The 19,319-nt window shown below is 52.5% G+C and carries 16 protein-coding genes; 12 read left to right on the top strand and 4 right to left on the bottom strand.

Annotated elements, in window-relative coordinates:
* Nucleotides 1-97 precede the first annotated feature (97 nt).
* From LC084_RS17905 to fghA, 9 genes are all read left to right on the top strand, one after another.
* Nucleotides 98-1,678, top strand: coding sequence for an STY4199 family HEPN domain-containing protein (locus tag LC084_RS17905; RefSeq protein ID WP_226572562.1), 1,581 nt, complete (start codon nt 98-100; stop codon nt 1,676-1,678).
* Between the two features lie 175 nt (nt 1,679-1,853).
* Nucleotides 1,854-2,765, top strand: coding sequence for an aminoimidazole riboside kinase (locus tag LC084_RS17900; protein ID WP_226572560.1), 912 nt, complete (start codon nt 1,854-1,856; stop codon nt 2,763-2,765).
* Nucleotides 2,766-2,953: 188 nt separating this feature from the next.
* Complete coding sequence (locus LC084_RS17895; protein WP_226572690.1) at nt 2,954-4,489, top strand: carbohydrate porin; 1,536 nt, start codon at nt 2,954-2,956, stop codon at nt 4,487-4,489.
* A 77-nt stretch (nt 4,490-4,566) separates the two neighbouring features.
* Nucleotides 4,567-5,937 carry a sucrose-specific PTS transporter subunit IIBC gene (locus LC084_RS17890; RefSeq protein ID WP_226572558.1) on the top strand — a complete coding sequence of 457 codons (1,371 nt, stop codon included), beginning with the start codon at nt 4,567-4,569 and terminating at the stop codon, nt 5,935-5,937.
* Nucleotides 5,937-7,355, top strand: coding sequence for a sucrose-6-phosphate hydrolase (locus LC084_RS17885; protein WP_226572556.1), 1,419 nt, complete (start codon nt 5,937-5,939; stop codon nt 7,353-7,355). Before LC084_RS17890 ends, LC084_RS17885 begins: the two co-directional genes overlap by 1 nt.
* A 26-nt stretch (nt 7,356-7,381) precedes the next feature.
* Nucleotides 7,382-8,389, top strand: coding sequence for a substrate-binding domain-containing protein (locus LC084_RS17880; RefSeq protein WP_226572553.1), 1,008 nt, complete (start codon nt 7,382-7,384; stop codon nt 8,387-8,389).
* Between the two features lie 133 nt (nt 8,390-8,522).
* A complete protein-coding gene (locus LC084_RS17875; protein WP_110027867.1) occupies nt 8,523-8,798 on the top strand; it encodes a metal/formaldehyde-sensitive transcriptional repressor in 276 nt (91 codons plus the stop codon).
* Nucleotides 8,799-8,999: 201 nt separating this feature from the next.
* Nucleotides 9,000-10,112 (top strand): S-(hydroxymethyl)glutathione dehydrogenase/class III alcohol dehydrogenase, encoded by a 1,113-nt coding sequence (locus LC084_RS17870; protein WP_110027866.1) that lies wholly within the window; start codon nt 9,000-9,002, stop codon nt 10,110-10,112.
* 69 nt (nt 10,113-10,181) lie between these two features.
* The gene (fghA, locus tag LC084_RS17865) at nt 10,182-11,012 is read left to right on the top strand and encodes an S-formylglutathione hydrolase (protein ID WP_226572551.1); all 831 of its coding nucleotides are present in this window, start codon (nt 10,182-10,184) and stop codon (nt 11,010-11,012) included.
* A 119-nt stretch (nt 11,013-11,131) separates the two neighbouring features.
* Here fghA and gorA read toward each other — a convergent pair whose 3' ends face one another.
* Both gorA and LC084_RS17855 read right to left on the bottom strand, forming a co-directional pair.
* Nucleotides 11,132-12,484, bottom strand: coding sequence for a glutathione-disulfide reductase (gene gorA / locus LC084_RS17860; protein ID WP_226572549.1), 1,353 nt, complete (start codon nt 12,482-12,484; stop codon nt 11,132-11,134).
* A 102-nt stretch (nt 12,485-12,586) separates the two neighbouring features.
* Nucleotides 12,587-13,429 carry a 23S rRNA (adenine(2030)-N(6))-methyltransferase RlmJ gene (locus LC084_RS17855; protein WP_226572547.1) on the bottom strand — a complete coding sequence of 281 codons (843 nt, stop codon included), beginning with the start codon at nt 13,427-13,429 and terminating at the stop codon, nt 12,587-12,589.
* A gap of 243 nt (nt 13,430-13,672) precedes the next feature.
* On the opposite strand from LC084_RS17855, the gene prlC reads away from it, so the two are divergent.
* Both prlC and rsmJ read left to right on the top strand, forming a co-directional pair.
* Nucleotides 13,673-15,715, top strand: coding sequence for an oligopeptidase A (prlC, locus tag LC084_RS17850; RefSeq protein WP_226572689.1), 2,043 nt, complete (start codon nt 13,673-13,675; stop codon nt 15,713-15,715).
* Between the two features lie 8 nt (nt 15,716-15,723).
* Nucleotides 15,724-16,479 carry a 16S rRNA (guanine(1516)-N(2))-methyltransferase RsmJ gene (rsmJ, locus tag LC084_RS17845; protein WP_226572545.1) on the top strand — a complete coding sequence of 252 codons (756 nt, stop codon included), beginning with the start codon at nt 15,724-15,726 and terminating at the stop codon, nt 16,477-16,479.
* Between the two features lie 77 nt (nt 16,480-16,556).
* Here the strand turns inward: rsmJ and uspA are convergent, their stop codons facing one another.
* A complete protein-coding gene (uspA, locus tag LC084_RS17840; RefSeq protein ID WP_226572543.1) occupies nt 16,557-17,000 on the bottom strand; it encodes a universal stress protein UspA in 444 nt (147 codons plus the stop codon).
* Between the two features lie 388 nt (nt 17,001-17,388).
* Between uspA and uspB the strand changes: the two genes are divergently transcribed.
* Complete coding sequence (uspB, locus tag LC084_RS17835; RefSeq protein WP_064597785.1) at nt 17,389-17,724, top strand: universal stress protein UspB; 336 nt, start codon at nt 17,389-17,391, stop codon at nt 17,722-17,724.
* A 72-nt stretch (nt 17,725-17,796) separates the two neighbouring features.
* Here the strand turns inward: uspB and pitA are convergent, their stop codons facing one another.
* Nucleotides 17,797-19,290: an inorganic phosphate transporter PitA gene (gene pitA / locus LC084_RS17830; RefSeq protein ID WP_226572541.1), complete on the bottom strand. Its 1,494-nt coding sequence runs from the start codon at nt 19,288-19,290 to the stop codon at nt 17,797-17,799.
* Nucleotides 19,291-19,319: the final 29 nt, after the last annotated feature.

Here is a 19,319-nt window from a genome sequence, read left to right as displayed (position 1 = left end):
CCACAGTTTTTCCGTTTGAAGCTGAATAAACCTGAATAAATACCGATAACCCTTATTTAAGCCTCTCTTGGGCCATGGTTTTAAAATAAGGACGAATATGACAACCCCATCCCCACAAGCGCTGCAAAACACACTCGGAAGCTGCCTGGCAATTTCTGACGAAGCGGCGATGCAAATCCTCGCTTTGTTGAATTACACCCCCCAGGCTGGTAGTGGCCCTGAGTGGTTTTTTGAACAGCTGGAGCAGGCGCGCGCCAGCCTGGGGAGTTGGGCGGAAATCGGTAAGCGCCTGAAGCTTAACGATGCCGGGATGTCTCAGTTCACACTGCTACTGCGCCATTTCCAGCAGTTGGTGCCCAACAATGAAAGTGCGCAATCGGCCACTTCGCACCAGGTGATTGCTGCCCTGCGTTATGTTTCCTGGCTGGAGAAAATGCGCGAGAAGCAACCCGCATTGAAATGGACGGCGTCTTTACCTGCCAGCGATGCAGAAAGCCAGTTTAAGGGGAAGGCCCAGATTCGCGCAGTGGAACTCACATTACGCCAGCTAATAAACCGTGCCTGGCCGGACAAAGTGAAACTCTCCACGCATCTGACGACGTTGCTGGGTGTGAGTGCCGTGAAACGCAGCCAGTCACAGGGAGAAAAGGGCGATATTATTAGTGGGCTGATGTTCAGCGAACTGGCGTCTGTGTTGGTGGATAAACGGGAATTTAACCGGTTTTATGCCTCGGTTTTTAATGCATCTTCCCAGGGGTTTTTGGTGGACCAGCGCAAAACATTACAGGCATTTCTTGATGAAATCCGCCTGATGCGCAACCAGGTGGTCGCTCGCCAGCCTTTGTCAGCCGTCCAGCTTGCCTTGCTGGAAAATTATGTGCATGAAATTACTGAGCCGGTACAGAAGGCATACCGTGAAGGCCGTACAAAGGTGGACCCTTCCGCCTTTCAACATGCCGACCCGGCAGAGCTTGGGCAGTTCTTCCAAAAGAACGGAGAAGATACCGGAACAGTGCAGGACAGCCTGCAAAAAGAGCAATACAAAGCCCCGGATGTTGCATCTGAGCCAGTCAACTTGCTGGCGACAGTATTGTGGTCTGCTGTCGCGGTTGCGCTGGTGGCAATACTGGGGGTGGGGATTTATCTGCTTACCCATCTAAACCGTGATAACCCGAACGATGGCAAGCTGATGGGCGAGCGCTACGTGGGCTTTATGAAAAACGCGCCTTCTGGCGATGTCACCGGCCCACGTCTGGAGCTACAACACCAGGGTATAGACTGGACACGGGAAAACTTCCGTTCGGCTATTGTGCGCGGTGACCGCAAAGTTGTTCGGCGGTTTCTTGAAGGGGGGATGACCTGGCAGGCTTCATGGGCTGAGCAACCACTGGCAAAAGACCAGCGCGACATGTTGGAGCTGTTAATCAATTTTCGCTCGCAAATGGATGAGCCAGAACCGTGCCGCCGGATGATTAGCACCATCAGTGATGCGATGGCGCGGGGAGAATCGCTAACCTCTATGCGTAAAACCTTCCTGGAAACCTTCTGCTGGCAAAGTGATGTTGTAGAGCAGGAGCGCGAGGCATGGCTTCAGGCACTGCAACGTGAAAGATCAGGCGTGGGTGGTTCTGTTAAGTGGTCAGATATTCATGAACAAATTTACGATACCATTCGGTAATTTCTACTCTCTGGTGAGGCGTGTGAATAGCACGCTTCGCTGCTTACTGTGTTTCCACTTCCTTGAATGCTCATGATGTTCAGTTAACTCTGCTGGCAGGCCTCACTAAAAATGAATTGATTTGCTAAACCGGTTTAATTTAATGTTTAGCCAGCACAGTTTATGAGGATAAAACATGTCTGGAAAAGTATGGGTGCTGGGCGATGCGGTTGTAGACCTGTTGCCTGATGGAGCAGGGCATTTATTACAGTGCCCGGGTGGTGCGCCTGCCAACGTTGCGGTGGGCATTGCCAGGCTTGGCGGGCGCAGTGCTTTCATTGGCCGGGTAGGTGATGATCCCTTTGGCCATTTTATGGCGCAAACGCTGCAGGCAGAACAAGTTGATACCCAGTACCTCACATTCGACCCACAACAACGCACTTCAACCGTTGTAGTTGCTCTGGATGAGCAGGGCGAGCGCACTTTTACGTTTATGGTCAGGCCGAGCGCCGATCTTTTCCTCTTGCAGGGGAATTTACCGGTGATGGCTGGTGGTGAGTGGCTACACCTGTGTTCCATTGCACTTTCCGCTGAGCCCAGCCGTAGCACAGCATTTGCGGCAATGGCGCAAATTCGCCAGGCAGGAGGGAAAGTTAGCTTTGATCCCAATATTCGTGAAGACTTGTGGTCTGACCCGGCTTTATTACGCGACTGCCTGAGTAAAGCGTTAGCACTGGCCGATGTGGTTAAGCTTTCAGAAGAAGAACTGGCATTTATGCTGGGTTCACCCGGCGCACCTGCAAGCCTGGAAGCACTGGCTGAGTATTACCACATTCCGCTACTACTGGTGACTCAGGGCCGGGCTGGTGTTGTAGCCTGCCTCCGGGGGGAAGTTCAGCATTACCCTGCCCAGGTTGTGGACAGTATTGATACCACTGGTGCAGGTGATGCGTTTGTTGCCGGGCTACTGTGGGGGCTGGCACGCGATGGTTTCCCGCAACAGATGCCACAACTGGCACCACTAATGGCAACAGCGCAGCGTTGCGGCGCCCTGGCAACAACCGCCAAAGGGGCTATGACCGCATTACCCTTCCAGCAGAGCCTCTGATCCTGGTTTTCCTGAAAATGTTACGGGCTGCCAACCAGCCCGATTTGCGAGGCTTGTCACAATGACTAAAACGGTTTAGCAGAATTTGTTGCATGGCAAATTCTTACATGATTATGATTCAGGCCTAAACCGGTTTAGCAAGTTAGCAAAAAATGATGATACCTCTCTTTCAGGAAAGCCTCACCATGATGAAAAAAAGCATTCTTGCAATAAGCATTGGCTTGCTGATCGGCTCCCAGACCGCCTTTGCCGATACTGACTTAACCAGCATTGAAGCACGGCTTGCTGCAATGGAGCAGCGGTTACAAGCGGCAGAACACCGTGCAGATATTGCTGAACACCGGGCGGAAGCCGCAGAACAACAGGTGAAAAACCTGGCGGCAACCCAACAAAAAACCCAGGCAACAGTTGTGCAGGCTCAGGCGGTTGCTCAACAAACAGAGCAGCGTACCGCCCGGCTGGAAGAAAAAAACAATGCCAGTGATGGCTTTGAATTTCATGGTTATGCACGTTCCGGTTTGTTGATGAACGATTCGGCTGCGAAAACCCAGGGTGGCCCAACCTTTACGCCAGCCGGGGAAACGGGTGGGCATGTAGGGCGTCTTGGTAATGAACCAGACACCTACCTGGAAATGAACCTGGAACACAAGCAGACCCTGGCCAATGGCGCAACCACTCGCTTTAAAGTGATGCTGGCAGACGGGCAAAGAACCTATAACGACTGGACCGCCTCTTCCAGCGACCTCAACGTGCGCCAGGCCTTTACCGAACTCGGCCATTTGCCCACGTTCAGTGGTGCGTTCAAAGACAGCACGGTGTGGGCCGGTAAACGCTTTGACCGCGATAACTTTGACATCCACTGGATTGACTCAGATGTCGTGTTCCTGGCCGGGACCGGTGCCGGTATTTATGACATGGCATGGAGCGACAATGCGCGGAGTAACTTCTCGTTGTATGGCCGTACCTTCGGCGATATCGAGAACAGCGAAAACACCGCACAGAACTATATCCTGACCCTGAATAACTATATGGGCCCGGTGCAGTTAATGGTTAGCGGTATGCGGGCAAAAGACAATGATGAACGGCGCGATATTGACGATAACCTGGTGAAGAAAGACGCCGCCAATACCGGTGTCCACGCGTTACTGGGGTTGCATAACGACAGCTTCTACGGCCTGCGTGATGGCACATCCAAAACGGCATTGTTGTACGGCCACGGCCTGGGTGCGGAAGTGAAAACCATCGGGGCTGACGGTGCGTTGTTGCCAGAAGCCAATACCTGGCGGCTGGCAAGTTACGGGATGACACCTTTGGGTGATGGCTGGCATGTTGCGCCTGCGGTGCTGGCGCAAACCAGTAAAGACCGTTATGTCAAAGGCGACAGCTACCAGTGGGCCACACTGAACCTGCGCTTTATTCAGGAAATTACCCAAAACTTTGAAATGCAGTATGAAACGACTTACCAGTACATGGACTTACGCCCGCAAGGCTATAACAGCCGTAATGCAGTAAGTGGCAACTTCTACAAACTGACAGTGGCACCAACGCTGAAAGCCAGTGATGTGGGTGAGTTCCTCAAACGTCCTGAATTGCGCCTGTTCGCAACCTGGATGGACTGGGATCATCGCCTGGATAACTACTCCAGCAGCGACAGCTTTGGCAGCAATGGATTTACCGCCGGTGGTGAATGGAACTTCGGCGTACAGATGGAAACCTGGTTCTGACAGGCATGGGCCTTCGGGATGGCACTCAGCCTGAAGGCCTTAAACCACGATTAACAACAATAAACACAGAGGTCATCATGGACTTTGAACAGATTGCCCGGTCGTTATTACCCTTGATCGGCGGCAAGGAAAATATCGCCAGCGCGGCCCATTGCGCAACACGCCTGCGTCTGGTTCTGGCTGATGACGCCAAAGCAGATACATCCGCAATTGAAAAAATTGACGGTGTAAAAGGGTGTTTTCGCAATGCCGGTCAGTTGCAGATAATCTTTGGTACTGGGGTAGTCAACAAGGTTTATGCCGCATTTGTTGTCGTTGCCGGAGTCAGTGAATCCAGCAAATCGGAAGCCGCGACACTGGCCGCCAGAAAGTTGAATCCTTTCCAGCGTATTGCCCGCCTGTTATCCAATATTTTTGTGCCTATCATCCCGGCCATTGTCGCTTCAGGTTTGTTGATGGGGCTTCTGGGGATGGTGAAAACCTACGGCTGGGTACAGCCCGATAACGCGCTGTATATCATGCTGGATATGTTCAGCTCTGCCGCCTTTATCATTCTGCCGATTTTGATAGGTTTTACCGCAGCCCGTGAATTTGGCGGCAACCCGTATCTGGGGGCAACCCTTGGTGGGATACTGACTCACCCGGCGCTCACCAATGCCTGGGGTGTGGCTGCCGGTTTCCATACCATGAACTTCTTCGGCCTTGAAATTGCCATGATTGGCTACCAGGGCACCGTGTTCCCGGTACTGCTGGCAGTATGGTTTATGAGTATGCTGGAGAAACAGTTACGCCGGGTGATTCCAGATGCACTGGATCTCATTCTCACGCCCTTCCTGACCGTGATTATCTCGGGTTTTGTTGCGCTGTTGCTTATCGGCCCTGCAGGCCGCGCCCTGGGTGACGGTATTACTTTCGTCCTCAGTACCCTGATAACCCATGCCGGGTGGCTGGCCGGTTTACTGTTCGGTGGGCTCTATTCCATCATCGTTATTACCGGTATTCACCACAGTTTCCACGCGATTGAAGCTGGCCTGTTAGGCGACCCGTCTGTTGGGGTGAACTTCCTGTTGCCCATTTGGGCGATGTCCAATGTAGCTCAGGGCGGGGCGTGCCTTGCAGTGTGGTTTAAAACCCGCGATGCAAAAATTAAAGCCATCACACTTCCTTCTGCTTTTTCCGCTATCCTGGGGATTACCGAAGCGGCTATCTTTGGTATTAACCTGCGTTTTGTGAAGCCGTTTATTGCCGGGTTAATTGGCGGTGCGCTGGGTGGTGCCTGGGTAGTCTCCGTGCATGTTTATATGACCGCTGTAGGCCTGACCGGGCTGCCGGGGATGGCAATTGTGCAGGCTGGTTCTTTGCTCAATTACATTATTGGGATGGCTATCGCATTTGTTAGTGCATTCCTGGTGTCCTTGTTACTGAAATACAAAACGGACTCAAAATAATGACCTCTTCTTCTCTGCTGCCTGCATTTTTGCAGGCAGTTATGCAGGGCCAGCCCCGGGCACTGAAAGACCCGCATTACCCGGGCTGGCACCTTGCGCCAGTCACCGGGCTGATGAACGACCCAAACGGGTTTATCCATTTTCAGGGTGAATACCACCTGTTCTACCAGTGGAACCCTCTGGGTTGCAGCCACCAGAATAAAAGCTGGGGGCACTGGCGTTCACCGGATTTGCTGCACTGGCAGCATGCTCCCATCGCGCTGATGCCAGGTGAAGACTATGACCGCAGTGGCTGTTATTCCGGCAGTGCTGTGGATAACCAAGGCAAGTTAACCCTGTGCTACACCGGTAACGTGAAGTTTGACGACGGCAGCCGTACTGCCTGGCAGTGCCTGGCGGTAGAAAATGCCCAGGGTGGGTTTGATAAAACCGGCCCGGTACTGTCGTTGCCTGAAGGGTACACCGGCCATGTGCGAGACCCTAAAGTTTGGCGTCAGGGGGAAACCTGGTTCATGGTGCTGGGGGCCCAGGATAAACACAAGCAAGGCAAAGTGTTGTTATTCCGCTCCTGTAACCTCACTGACTGGGCTCTGGCCGGTGAAATTGCTGGCAGTGGCCTGGGTGGCCTGGGCGAAGCGGGTTATATGTGGGAATGCCCGGATCTGTTTCACCTCGATGGGCAGGATGTGTTAATCGCCTGTCCACAGGGTGTCGCAAAGCAGGAAAAGCGCTTTCTGAATACGTACCCAGCCGCATGGTTGTGCGGTACGTTGCATGCTGGCAGTGCATCTTTCCAGCATGGCCCGCTGGAAGAGCTGGATGCTGGTTTTGAGTTCTATGCCCCACAAACTGCACTGGCGGAAGACGGGCGGCGGTTGTTAATTGGCTGGATGGGCGTGCCGGACGGTGAAGAAATGCGCCAGCCCACCATAAAACAAGGGTGGATCCACCAGATGACCTGCCTGCGCCAGCTTTCTCTGAAGCAGGGGCGGTTATACCAACAGCCAGTCACTGAATTGCAGATGCTGCGTGAAACGGAACATAACTGGCACGGGCAGGCGTCGCAGGCCCCAGAAATTCCTGCAGAGCGGCTGGAAATGTTGTTGGCCCGTGCCCCAGGGAAGAGTGCCACCCTGCATTTTGGCAATGACGACCTGGTGCTGAGCTGGAATGATGTTGAATTGCGCCTGGCCCGGCGTAGCCTGGAAAATGGTGAGTGGCAGTACCGTTACTGGAATGGCGCAGCCACCGGGTTGCAGATTCTGTGTGACCATTCAAGCATTGAGATTTTTATTAACCAGGGTGAAGGCGTAATGAGTAGCCGTTATTTCCCTGCACAGCCTGCCACACTCTCTTTTTCCGGAGAAGCAGAACTGCAGGCTCGCTACTGGTCGTTACGCGCCTGCATGGTAGAATAGGGTTTTACATCAACCAATTCGCTGCCGTGAGAAAAACCAAACGCATTACCATTAGTGATATTGCCAGCCTGGCGGGTGTCTCGAAAGCGACCGCCAGCCTGGTACTCAATGGACGGGGCAAGGAGTTACGTGTTGCACAAGAAACGCGTGAACGTGTGCTGTCTGTTGCCCAACAACACCATTACCAGCCCAGCATCCATGCCCGCTTGCTACGTGACAGCCGCAGCCACACCCTGGGCCTGGTAGTACCGGAAATCACCAACTACGGCTTTGCTGTTTTTTCTTATGAACTGGAAACCTTGTGCCGTGAAGCCGGGTTACAGTTGCTTATCTCCTGTACCGATGAAAACCCTGGCCAGGAAGCGGTGGTGGTCAGCAACCTGGTGGCTCGCCAGGTGGATGGCATCATTGTGGCTTCCAGCATGCTCAACGATGCGGATTACCAAAAACTGAGTGAGCAGTTACCGGTTGTATTGTTTGACCGCCATATGAGTGACACCACCTTGCCACTGGTAATGACCGATTCAGTCTCGCCTACAGCAGAGTTGATTGGCCGGGTGGCAGGTAAGTATGCCGATGAGTTTTACTTCCTTGGCGGGCAGCCACGTTTATCGCCAACCAAAGACCGGCTTGAAGGTTTTTGCAAAGGGTTGGAACAGGCGGGTGTTGAATTACGCCCGGAATGGATTATTCACGGTAATTACCACCCCAGCAGCGGTTATGAAATGTTTGCCACGCTGTGTGCCCGGCTGGGAAGGCCACCGAAGGCCTTGTTCGTTGCCGCTTGTGGTTTGCTTGAAGGGGTACTTCGCTATATGAGCCAGCATAATTTGCTGGACAGCGATATTTACCTGGCCAGTTTCGATGACCACTACCTGTATGATTCCCTTTCCGTGCGCATCGATACCATTCAACAGGATTGCCGCCAACTGGCCGTTGACTGTTTTGAAATGATCACGCAGTTAGTGGATAGCCAGGAACCAACACCACACCAGCGACGCTTGCCAGCATCCATTCAGTGGCGGCACCGTTAGTAGCGATGCGCCCGGCAACCAATGGGCGCAGCATCGCGCCTCTTTTTATTTCTGGTATGAATAGAAAACCCGCTGGTCACTATTTCCGTGATAGACTACATTCAATATACCCCCATCCCGTATAGGAGTGCCTGTGCCACATTCACCTGAAGATAAAAAACGTGCTCTTAACCGTATTAAGCGTATTCAGGGGCAGTGCGAAGGCATTCAACGCTCACTGGAAGCAGGTACCGACTGCGCACCAATACTGATGCAGATGGCCGCTGTACGTGGTGCGATGAACAGCCTGATGGCTGAAATTCTGGACAGCTATATTCGTGAAGAGTTTGCCGGGAAACTGCGCGAAGAGAGTGAGAATGGGGCCGATATTGATGAGCTGGCAAAGCTGGTTCGCTCCTATTTTAAATAATATTCTTTTTAATATAAGTAGCTTGTATTCTTTTTGTTACTGCTTTTCTTGTAATGTATATACCCGGTAGGGGTATATGTTCTATACTCATCCCATCATGCGATAGCCTGGCTATCCTTTCTTGTGTCGCAGCCATTAATAACGACATCCGGGCTGCTTTGCAGCGCTACGCTGTGCCTTTTTGATAAGTGGAGTTCCTACATGAAATCTCGTGCCGCTGTTGCTTTTGGTCCTGGTAAACCGCTGGAAATTGTTGAGCTGGATGTTGCTCCACCGCGTGCAGGCGAAGTGATGATCAAAATTACCCATACCGGCGTTTGCCATACCGATGCCTTTACGCTTTCTGGTGATGATCCAGAAGGGGTTTTCCCGGTCGTGCTGGGCCACGAAGGTGCTGGTGTAGTGGTTGAAGTGGGTGAAGGGGTGACCAGTGTGCAGCCTGGCGACCACGTTATTCCACTGTACACCGCAGAATGTGGCGAGTGCCTATTCTGTAAATCCGGTAAAACCAACCTGTGTACCGCTGTGCGCGCCACTCAGGGGAAAGGGCTGATGCCAGATGGCACTACTCGTTTTTCCTACAACGGCGAACCGGTTTATCACTACATGGGGTGCTCCACATTCAGTGAGTACACTGTTGTGGCTGAAGTTTCCCTCGCAAAAATTAACCCGCAGGCCAACCATGAGCAGGTATGCCTGTTAGGTTGTGGTGTTACCACCGGGATTGGTGCCGTACATAACACGGCTAAAGTTCAGCCAGGTGATTCTGTGGCGGTGTTTGGCCTGGGCGGTATCGGCCTTGCGGTTCTGCAGGGTGCTCGTCAGGCGCAAGCAGGGCGGATTATCGCTATTGATACCAACCCGTCAAAATTCGAGCTGGCCAAAGAGTTCGGTGCTACTGAGTGCATCAACCCTAACGATTATGATAAGCCCATCCAGGAAGTGATCATTGAGATGACTGGCTGGGGTGTTGATCACTCTTTTGAATGTATTGGTAACGTGAAAGTGATGCGTGCTGCGCTGGAAAGTGCGCACCGTGGCTGGGGCCAGTCTGTGATTATTGGTGTGGCTGGCGCAGGCCAGGAGATCTCTACTCGCCCATTCCAGTTAGTTACTGGCCGTCAATGGAAAGGCTCAGCCTTTGGTGGTGTGAAAGGGCGCAGCCAGTTGCCTGGCATGGTTGAAGATGCCATGCGCGGTAAAATCGCACTGAAACCGTTTGTCACCCACACGATGCCGCTGGATGAAATCAACACGGCTTTCGACTTGATGCACGAAGGGAAATCCATCCGTTCTGTTATTCATTACGATTAATGCACCAGCCTTGCGGGCGGTGAACAGCCACCCGCTGGCTGCTGACATCACGGAAACAGGAGAAACCGGATGCAAAAAGTAGAAGAACACTGGGTGTGTGGCGGTTTACAGCAAGTGTGGCGCCATGAGTCAAACACACTGAGTTGTGCCATGCAGTTCGCGGTATTTGTGCCCCCACAGGCAAGCAAAGCCCCCTGCCCGGTGCTGTACTGGCTCTCCGGGCTGACATGCAATGAGCAGAATTTTATTACCAAGGCTGGCGCACAGCGTTATGCCGCTGAGCATGGCGTGGTGCTGGTGGCACCCGATACCAGCCCCCGCGGTGAAGACGTTGCCGATGATGCCGCCTGGGATTTAGGGCAAGGCGCCGGGTTTTACCTCAACGCGACCGAGTCACCCTGGAAGCCCCATTACCAGATGTATGACTATGTGCTGAATGAACTGCATGCTCTGGTGCTGGCTTCCTTCCCGGTAGTAGATAAACGCAGTGTGTTTGGTCACTCAATGGGTGGGCATGGTGCGTTAGTGCTGGCATTACGTAACCCGCAAGCCTTTTGCAGTGTGTCTGCTTTTGCGCCCATTGTTGCACCCACCCAGGTTCCCTGGGGTGAGAAAGCTTTCTCCGCCTACCTGGGGGAAGACCGGGCAGCCTGGCAACAGTATGACGCAGTGGCGTTAATCAACAGCGGCCACCGGGTGAAAGACCTACTGGTGGATCAGGGGCTGGGCGATAACTTCTATGAAGAGCAACTGAAAACCGGGCTGTTAAAAACCGCCTGTGAGCAGCAAAACCAGCCGCATACGATTCGCCTGCAGGGCGGGTATGACCATAGTTACTACTTTATCTCCACGTTTGTTGGTGAGCATATCGCCTGGCATGCGAAGCATTTGTGCCAGTAATGGGTGCGCATAGCGTGGGAAGTTTTCTCACGCGGGTTGTTGCGCAATAAAAACGCCAGGTAGCTGATGACCTGGCGTTTTATTTTTCAGTCCAGTGTGAAACTGGCGAGAATGCGAGATTAACGCATCGTCACAAACTCTTCCGACGCCGTTGGGTGAATCGCAACAGTGTTATCAAAGTCTTGCTTGGTGGCACCCATTTTCAGGGCGACGGCGAAGCCTTGCAGGATTTCATCCATACCAAAACCAATGCCATGAATACCCACGATTTTTTCTTCCGGGCCCACACAGACTAACTTCATGCGGCACGGCTGGCGGTGTTGTGTTACTGCGGTATACATGGCGGTGAAACCGGATTTATACACTTTCACCTGGTCGTCGCCATATTGCTCACGCGCCTGTGGCTCGGTTAAACCCACAGTACCAATTGGCGGGTGACTGAACACAACGGTAGGCACATTGGTGTAATCCAGGTGCTCATCGGGCTTGTTGTTAAACAAGCGCTCAGACAGGCGGCGGCCAGCGGCAACGGCAACGGGTGTCAGTTCGACATGGCCGGTGTTATCGCCCACAGCATAGATACCCGGCACATTGGTGTTCTGCCATTTATCCACTTTAATGTAGCCTTTAGCATCGGTTTCCACGCCAGTAACGGCCAGATTAAATGTATCTGTCGCTGGTTCACGGCCAATGGCCCAAATCAGGCAGTCAACTTCGCAACTGCGGCCATCTTCAAGGTGCAGTGTCAGGCTGCCATCGCTGTTTTTCTGTACCGATTTGGGAATGGCCTGGGTGTGCAGTTGCGGCCCTTCTGCGGCCATCACTTCAACTAAAGTTTCCACAATAGTCGGGTCAAAGCTGCGCAGTGGTGCGTGTTTACGTACAAACAGGTGGGTTTCAGCCCCCAGGCCGTTCAGCACACCGGCAATTTCCACGGCAATATAGCCGGCACCCACCACGGCAACCCGTTTTGGCAGGGCTTCAAGCTCAAAGAACCCGTTGGAATCAATACCGTATTCTACGCCTGGAATTTCTGGATAACTTGGGCGGCCACCTGTGGCAATCAGAATGTGGTCTGCCGTGTAAGTTTCGCCATTGACCTCGACGGTTTTGGCATCAACAAAACGGGCAAAGCCATGAATTACATCGACTTTGTTTTTTGATAAACCCGAGTCGTAAGCGGCATGAATACGGTCAATATAAGCACTACGGCTGGCAAGGAGTTTTTGCCAGTCGAAATTATTCACTGTGGTATCAAACCCATAATCCGGGCCGTACTGGTGAATGGCTTCTGCGATTTGCGCGGCGTGCCACATCACTTTTTTGGGAACACAACCCACGTTCACACATGTTCCGCCCAACGCTTTTGCTTCAATCAGTGCACATTTCTGGCCGTACATAGCGGCGCGGTTAATGGATGCGATACCGCCGCTGCCGCCGCCGATCGCGATGTAGTCGTAATGTTTGCTCATGGGGTTCCTTAGTTTAGTGCGCGGTTATGCCTGCGCAGTGAAAACAGGCCAACAGTATCCGTTTGGACCCGCAATGATGCCACCAATCACTCCAATCAGTGATTACTCGGGCACAATCCAGTTCAGTGCCGTGTGACCAGTCCCTTCCGGCACCAGTTTGCCATGAAGCCAGGGCAGAATTTCTGCCATTTGCGCTTCCAGTTTCCACGGCGGGTTTATCACTATCATACCTGAGGCTGTCATGCCACGATGATCGTTATCCGGGCGCACAGCCAGCTCGATTTGCAAAATACGGCGAATGCCGGTTTCTTCCAAAGCGTGAACCATGCGTTTAATTTGCTGGCGCAGTACTACCGGGTACCACAACGCGTACACCCCGGTGGCGAAGCGTTTGTAGCCTTCGGCAATACCTTCCACCACTGCCTGGTAATCCGTTTTAATTTCGTAAGGCGGGTCTATAAGTACCAGACCACGGCGCGAAACAGGTGGCAATTTTGCTTTCAGTTGCTGGTAACCATCGCTGCGTGCAACTCGCGCACGCTCATCTTTGCTGAATTCTGTGCGTAATAATGGGTAATCGCTGGGATGCAGCTCTGTCAGTTGCAGGCTGTCCTGTGGGCGCAGTAACTCACGGGCAATCAGTGGGGAGCCTGGGTAATAGCGCAGGTTGCCGTTGGTATTCAGCTGGCGTACCACGTTGATATAGGGTGCCATGGCTTCAGGCAAATCCGGGCAATCCCAAACGCGGGCAATCCCTTCCAGGTATTCACCTGTGCGCTCCGCCTGTTCACTGCTAAGCAAATAGCGCCCAGCTCCGGCGTGGGTATCCAGGTACAGGAAAGGTTTTTCTTTTTCTTTAAGCGATTCAATGATGAGGCTTTGAACCGTGTGTTTTAGCACATCGGCGTGGTTGCCAGCGTGAAAGCTGTGGCGGTAACTAAGCATGATTGCGGGAGTCCAGAATGTCTGACAATAATCGCTCAGTATACCGGAAAACGGGTAACGACGGGAAAGGTGCGAGCCAGCATTGAAATGAGCAGATCACGCCCCCATGCTATACCTTAATGTATATCCTGATAATACCAGTGATTTATGGCCTGTAAGGCTGCTGGGTTATTTGAGATGTGGACAATTCAGGAACACCAGAGTGCGCGTGGAAACGCGCCTCACTTTATTTGGGACTGCGCTATGACCAATCCATTACTTACCGATTTTACTCTTCCTCCGTTTTCTGCAATCAAACCCGAACATGTTGTACCGGCCGTGACCGACGCACTGAATGCCTGCCGCGCGGCAGTTGAGCAGGTGGTGGCGCAGGGTGCGCCATGGACTTGGGATAATTTGTGCCAGCCACTGGCGGAAACAGATGACAGGCTGGGGCGGATTTTCTCACCGGTAAGCCACCTCAACTCGGTCAAAAACAGCCCGGAATTGCGAGCAGCGTATGAACAAACTCTGCCATTGTTATCTGAATACAGCACCTGGGTTGGCCAGCACGAAGGCCTGTACCAGGCGTATCGCAACCTGCGCGATGGCGAACATTACGCCAGCCTGAGCGTGGCACAGAAAAAAGCGGTCGATAACGCACTGCGTGATTTTGAATTGTCAGGCATTGGCTTGCCGAAAGACAAACAGAAACGCTATGGCGAAATTGCGGCGCGGTTGTCTGAACTGGGCTCGGCTTACAGCAATAATGTGCTGGATGCCACCATGGGCTGGAGCAAACTGATTACCGATGAATCCCAACTGGCGGGGATGCCGGAAAGCGCACTGGCCGCGGCCAAAGCGCAGGCTGAAGCGAAAGAGCAGGATGGCTGGTTACTGACGCTGGATATCCCGAGTTACCTGCCGGTGATGACTTATTGCGATAACGCCGATTTGCGTGAAGAGATGTACCGCGCATACAGCACACGAGCTTCTGACCAGGGGCCAAATGCCGGTAAGTGGGATAACACGCCAATCATGGAAGAGATCCTGGCGTTGCGCCACGAACTGGCGGAGTTGCTGGGCTTTGGTAGTTATGCCGAAAAATCTCTGGCAACCAAAATGGCAGAAAACACTGGGCAGGTGCTGGATTTCCTGACCGATTTAGCCAAACGCGCACGCCCACAAGGGGAAGCCGAACTCGCTCAATTGCGCGCTTTCGCCCGCGAGCATTATGGTGTGGAAGAACTGAACCCGTGGGATCTCACCTGGTATGGCGAGAAACAAAAACAGCACCTGTACAGCATTAGCGACGAACAACTACGCCCGTATTTCCCGGAGAGCAAGGCAGTAAATGGCCTGTTCGAAGTGGTGAAACGCATTTACGGCATTACCGCGAAAGAACGCAATGACGTGGACGTATGGAACCCGGATGTGCGTTTCTTCGAACTCTATGATGAGCAGGGTGACCTGCGCGGTAGTTTCTATCTCGACTTGTATGCCCGTGAGCACAAGCGGGGCGGGGCGTGGATGGATGATTGCGTGGGCCAGTTGCGTAAAGCAGACGGTTCGTTGCAAAAACCCGTTGCTTACCTGACCTGTAACTTTAACCGCCCGGTGAATGGCAAACCGGCACTGTTTACTCATGATGAAGTTACTACGTTGTTCCATGAGTTCGGGCATGGCCTGCACCATATGCTGACACGTATTGATACCGCGGGTGTTTCCGGGATCAACGGTGTGCCCTGGGATGCAGTCGAACTGCCAAGCCAGTTTATGGAAAACTGGTGCTGGGAGCCGGAAGCGTTGGCATTTATTTCTGGCCATTACGAAACCGGTGAACCACTGCCACAGTCTCTGCTGGATAAAATGTTGGCGGCGAAAAATTACCAGGCAGCGATGTTTATTCTGCGCCAGCTTGAGTTCGGCCTGTTCGATTTCCGCCTGCATGCGGAATTTTCTCCGCAACAGGGCGCAAAAATTCTCGAAACCCTGGCAGAAATCAAAAAACAGGTGGCTGTGGTGCCTTCTCCTGCTTGGGGGCGCTTCCCGCATGCCTTCAGCCATATCTTTGCTGGCGGCTATGCTGCGGGCTATTACAGCTACCTGTGGGCTGATGTCCTGGCTGCGGATGCATTTTCCCGGTTCGAGGAAGAAGGCATTTTCAACCGTGAAACCGGCTTATCCTTCCTGGAAAACATCTTAAGCCGTGGCGGTTCCGAAGAGCCAATGACGTTGTTCAAACGTTTCCGTGGCCGTGAACCACAACTGGATGCCATGTTGCACCATTACGGTATTCAGGGCTGAGACTAACAGTGAACATTTGTTTGTTAGCTGAAACAGGCGCCGATTCCGGCGCCTTATCTGTTCTGGCGGCTCGCTGGGGGTTAACCCACGATGACGGCAACCCCATGGCGCTGGTACTGACTGCTTCTCACCTCGAATTACGCAAGCGGGATGAGCCAAAGCTCGGCGGTATTTATGTCGACTTTGTTGCTGGCGCGATGGCCCACCGGCGCAAATTTGGCGGTGGCCGAGGGGAAGCGGTGGCTAAAGCCGTTGGCGTGAAAGGCGATTATTTGCCTGATGTGGTGGATGCAACTGCAGGGCTTGGGCGTGATGCTTTTGTGCTGGCCTCTGTGGGTTGCCATGTAAGGATGCTCGAACGCCACCCGGTGGTGGCCGCTTTACTGGAAGATGGCCTGAACCGTGGTTACCAGGACCAGGAAATTGGTGGCTGGTTGCGGGAGCGGCTGGCGTTGATTCATGGTTCGAGCCTGACAGCACTGGAAGGGCTGGAACCCCGCCCTCAGGTGGTTTACCTCGACCCGATGTACCCCCATAAGCAAAAAAGCGCGTTAGTGAAAAAAGAGATGCGCGTGTTTCAGTCTCTGGTGGGGGCTGATGACGATGCTGATGCGTTACTGGCCCCCGCGCAGCGCCTGGCAACCAAACGTGTCGTCGTGAAAAGGCCGGATTATGCGCCAGCACTTGCTGGGGTTGAAACCCGTTCCGCTATCACCACTAAAAACCACCGTTTTGATATCTACCCCGGAACACCGCTTGCCTGAAATAACACACCCCTGCCATTTGGCAAGGGTGTACTTGTGTTACTGCATATTACCCACAGAGTACCTGTGCTTACGGGTTATGCTTCTTCTTCGTCGTCATCTTTGAGCGGCACAATCAGCATATCGACATGAACGGTATTGATAAGCTGGCGCGCTGAAGACATTAGCTTGCTCCAGAAGTCCTGATGATGACCGCATACCACCAGGTCCGCGTCGTATTTACGAATCGCATCCACCAGAACCTGGCCCAGGTCTCCACTGCCACTCAGGGTTTCAGTAATCGGGTAGTTTGCCCCAGTGGACAACTCCGTCAGTGCGTGATGCGTTTCTTCGGAAATCCGTTTTTGCATATCACCCAGATTCACATCAATAAGACCGGTATACAGGTCTGAATAGTTAACGTCGACGTGGATCAGAGAGATTTTCGCATTGTAGGGGCGAGCCATAGATACTGCTTTTTCAACCAGAACTTTGCTTTCCGGAGAAAGGTCTACCGCAATCAGAATATGTTTGTAAGCCATAATGTTATTCCTTCCATAAGCTGTCGATGAACACATGGACAGGAGAACAACCCAGGCAATTTTTGTCTCCTGTGCGCCCGTATCAGTTACGGGAGCGACTTCCAGCGTAATGACCTCAGGTACTGAATCCTTACCTACATTATAGCGCGACAGTCACGCAGTCAATTTGAGCCAGGTTGATATATAACAATCAATTAACTGTTTTGTGCGGTTGTTATCGGTTTGTTGTATGGAAAAAAAAACAACCTGAGACCTACACTATTTAATAAGGCATGCCGATAAACTTTTTATGGCTGAGCGTTTTTAGCTCACTGACACTTTTGCTGACTGTCTGTTTTTTGGGGAGCGATGGTATCCGGAGTGGCCGGAAAATCGCCGGGGAGGATGTATGATCAGCACCATTGCGTTGTTCTGGGCGTTGTGTGTCGTTTGTGTCATCAATATGGCGCGTTACTTCTCATCGTTACGTGCGTTGTTGGTGGTGCTACGAGGTTGTGATCCTTTGCTGTATCAGTACGTCGATGGTGGCGGTTTCTTCACCTCACATGGTCAACCCAGCAAGCAAATGCGCCTGGTAAGATACATCTATGCCAAACGGTATTCAGACCATCATGACGATGAATTTATTCGCCGTTGTGAGCGGGTTCGTCGCCAGTTTATCCTGACCAGTTCGCTGTGTGGTTTAGTGATTGTAAGCCTGGTGGGGTTGGCTATCTGGCACTGAGCTGAATGGAATATGCGCTGAAAGGGTAAGATTAAGCGGGCCAGGTAGCCCGCTTATTGCTCAATCTTAAAATCAGATCAGGTGCAGTGACAGCCAGTACAGGCAGCCGGAAAGCAGAATGGCAGCAGGAAGAGTAAAGATCCATGCCATCAAAATGCTTTTAACTGTGCGGCTTTGTAACCCACCGCCATCAACCAGCATGGTACCGGCAACAGAAGACGACAACACATGGGTGGTAGACACTGGCATGCCGGTGTAGCTGGCAATACCAATAGAAACCGCAGCAGTCATCTGTGCAGACATCCCTTGTGCGTAAGTCATGCCTTTCTTACCGATTTTCTCACCGATAGTGGTGGCAACACGGCGCCAGCCAATCATGGTACCGATACCCAGTGCCAGCGCTACCGCCATAATAATCCAGATAGGCGCGTACTCTATGGTACTCAGCATGTCGCCTTTGAGCTTCTTGAGGTAGCGCTTATCGTCGGCTTTGGTTTCCGGCAGATTAGCCACTTTGTCTGTCGTATCGGCAATACACAGCATCATACGGCGTAAATGGCTGCGTTGCTCCAGACTCAATTTCTCATAGCTGTCGAGGTTGGCTAACAAGCCTTTCGCTGTATCCAGAGCATACACAGCACGGCTGGCATCGCAATGGAACTCATGGGTTCCACCCGGGATGGGCTCAAGATTAGCCGGGGGAGCCATATCGATGACATGTTTAACCGCTTCACCATGCTGCTGGAAGTAGAGTTCGACGTTAGTGACGGCATCCCGGGTACGGGTAATGTCGTAACCTGTCGAATTCATGTTTACCACAAAACCGGCAGGGGCCACGCCAATCAGTACCAGCATAATCAGCCCGATACCTTTCTGCCCGTCGTTCGCACCATGGGAGAAACTCACGCCAATAGCGGAAACAATCAGTGCGATACGCGTCCAGAATGGTGGTCTTTTTTTACCATCCTGTTTTTCGCGCTCAGCCGGTGTTAAGTGGACGCGGCGACGCTTTTTGGTGCCGTTCCAGTAGCGGCGCAGTAAATACACCAGCCCGCCAGCCAGAACTAGGCCAACAATTGGGGAGATAATCAGCGAGCCAAAAATATTAATAACTTTTGGAATGTTGAGTGCATCCACAACGGACGTACCAGTCATCAGGGCGTTCGTCAGGGCAATACCGATGATAGCGCCAATCAGAGTATGGGAACTGGATGCTGGCAAGCCAAAATACCAGGTGCCAAGGTTCCAGATAATAGCGGCAAGCAACATGGAGAACACCATGGCAAGACCGTGTGCGGACCCCACATTCAGCAATAAGTCTGTTGGCAGCATGTGAACGATGGCATAAGCAACGCTCAGCCCGCCCAATAAGACGCCAAAGAAGTTAAATACCGCAGCCATCATAACAGCCAGTTGTGAGCGCATCGCACGCGTATAAATGACGGTAGCAACAGCGTTTGCGGTATCGTGAAAACCATTGATGGCTTCGTAGAACAGCACGAAAGCCAGTGCGAGAACCAATAACAACCCGGTATGCAAATCCAGGTCTGCAAAGAGATGTAGCATAGACGTTAAGCCATTCTGTGGACATGAAC

Source organism: Mangrovibacter yixingensis, assembly GCF_020523985.1.
Taxonomy (GTDB): Bacteria; Pseudomonadota; Gammaproteobacteria; order Enterobacterales; family Enterobacteriaceae; genus Mangrovibacter; species Mangrovibacter yixingensis.
The sequence above is the reverse complement of the archived record's forward strand: the minus strand, read 5'-3'. Positions and strand labels throughout refer to the sequence as shown.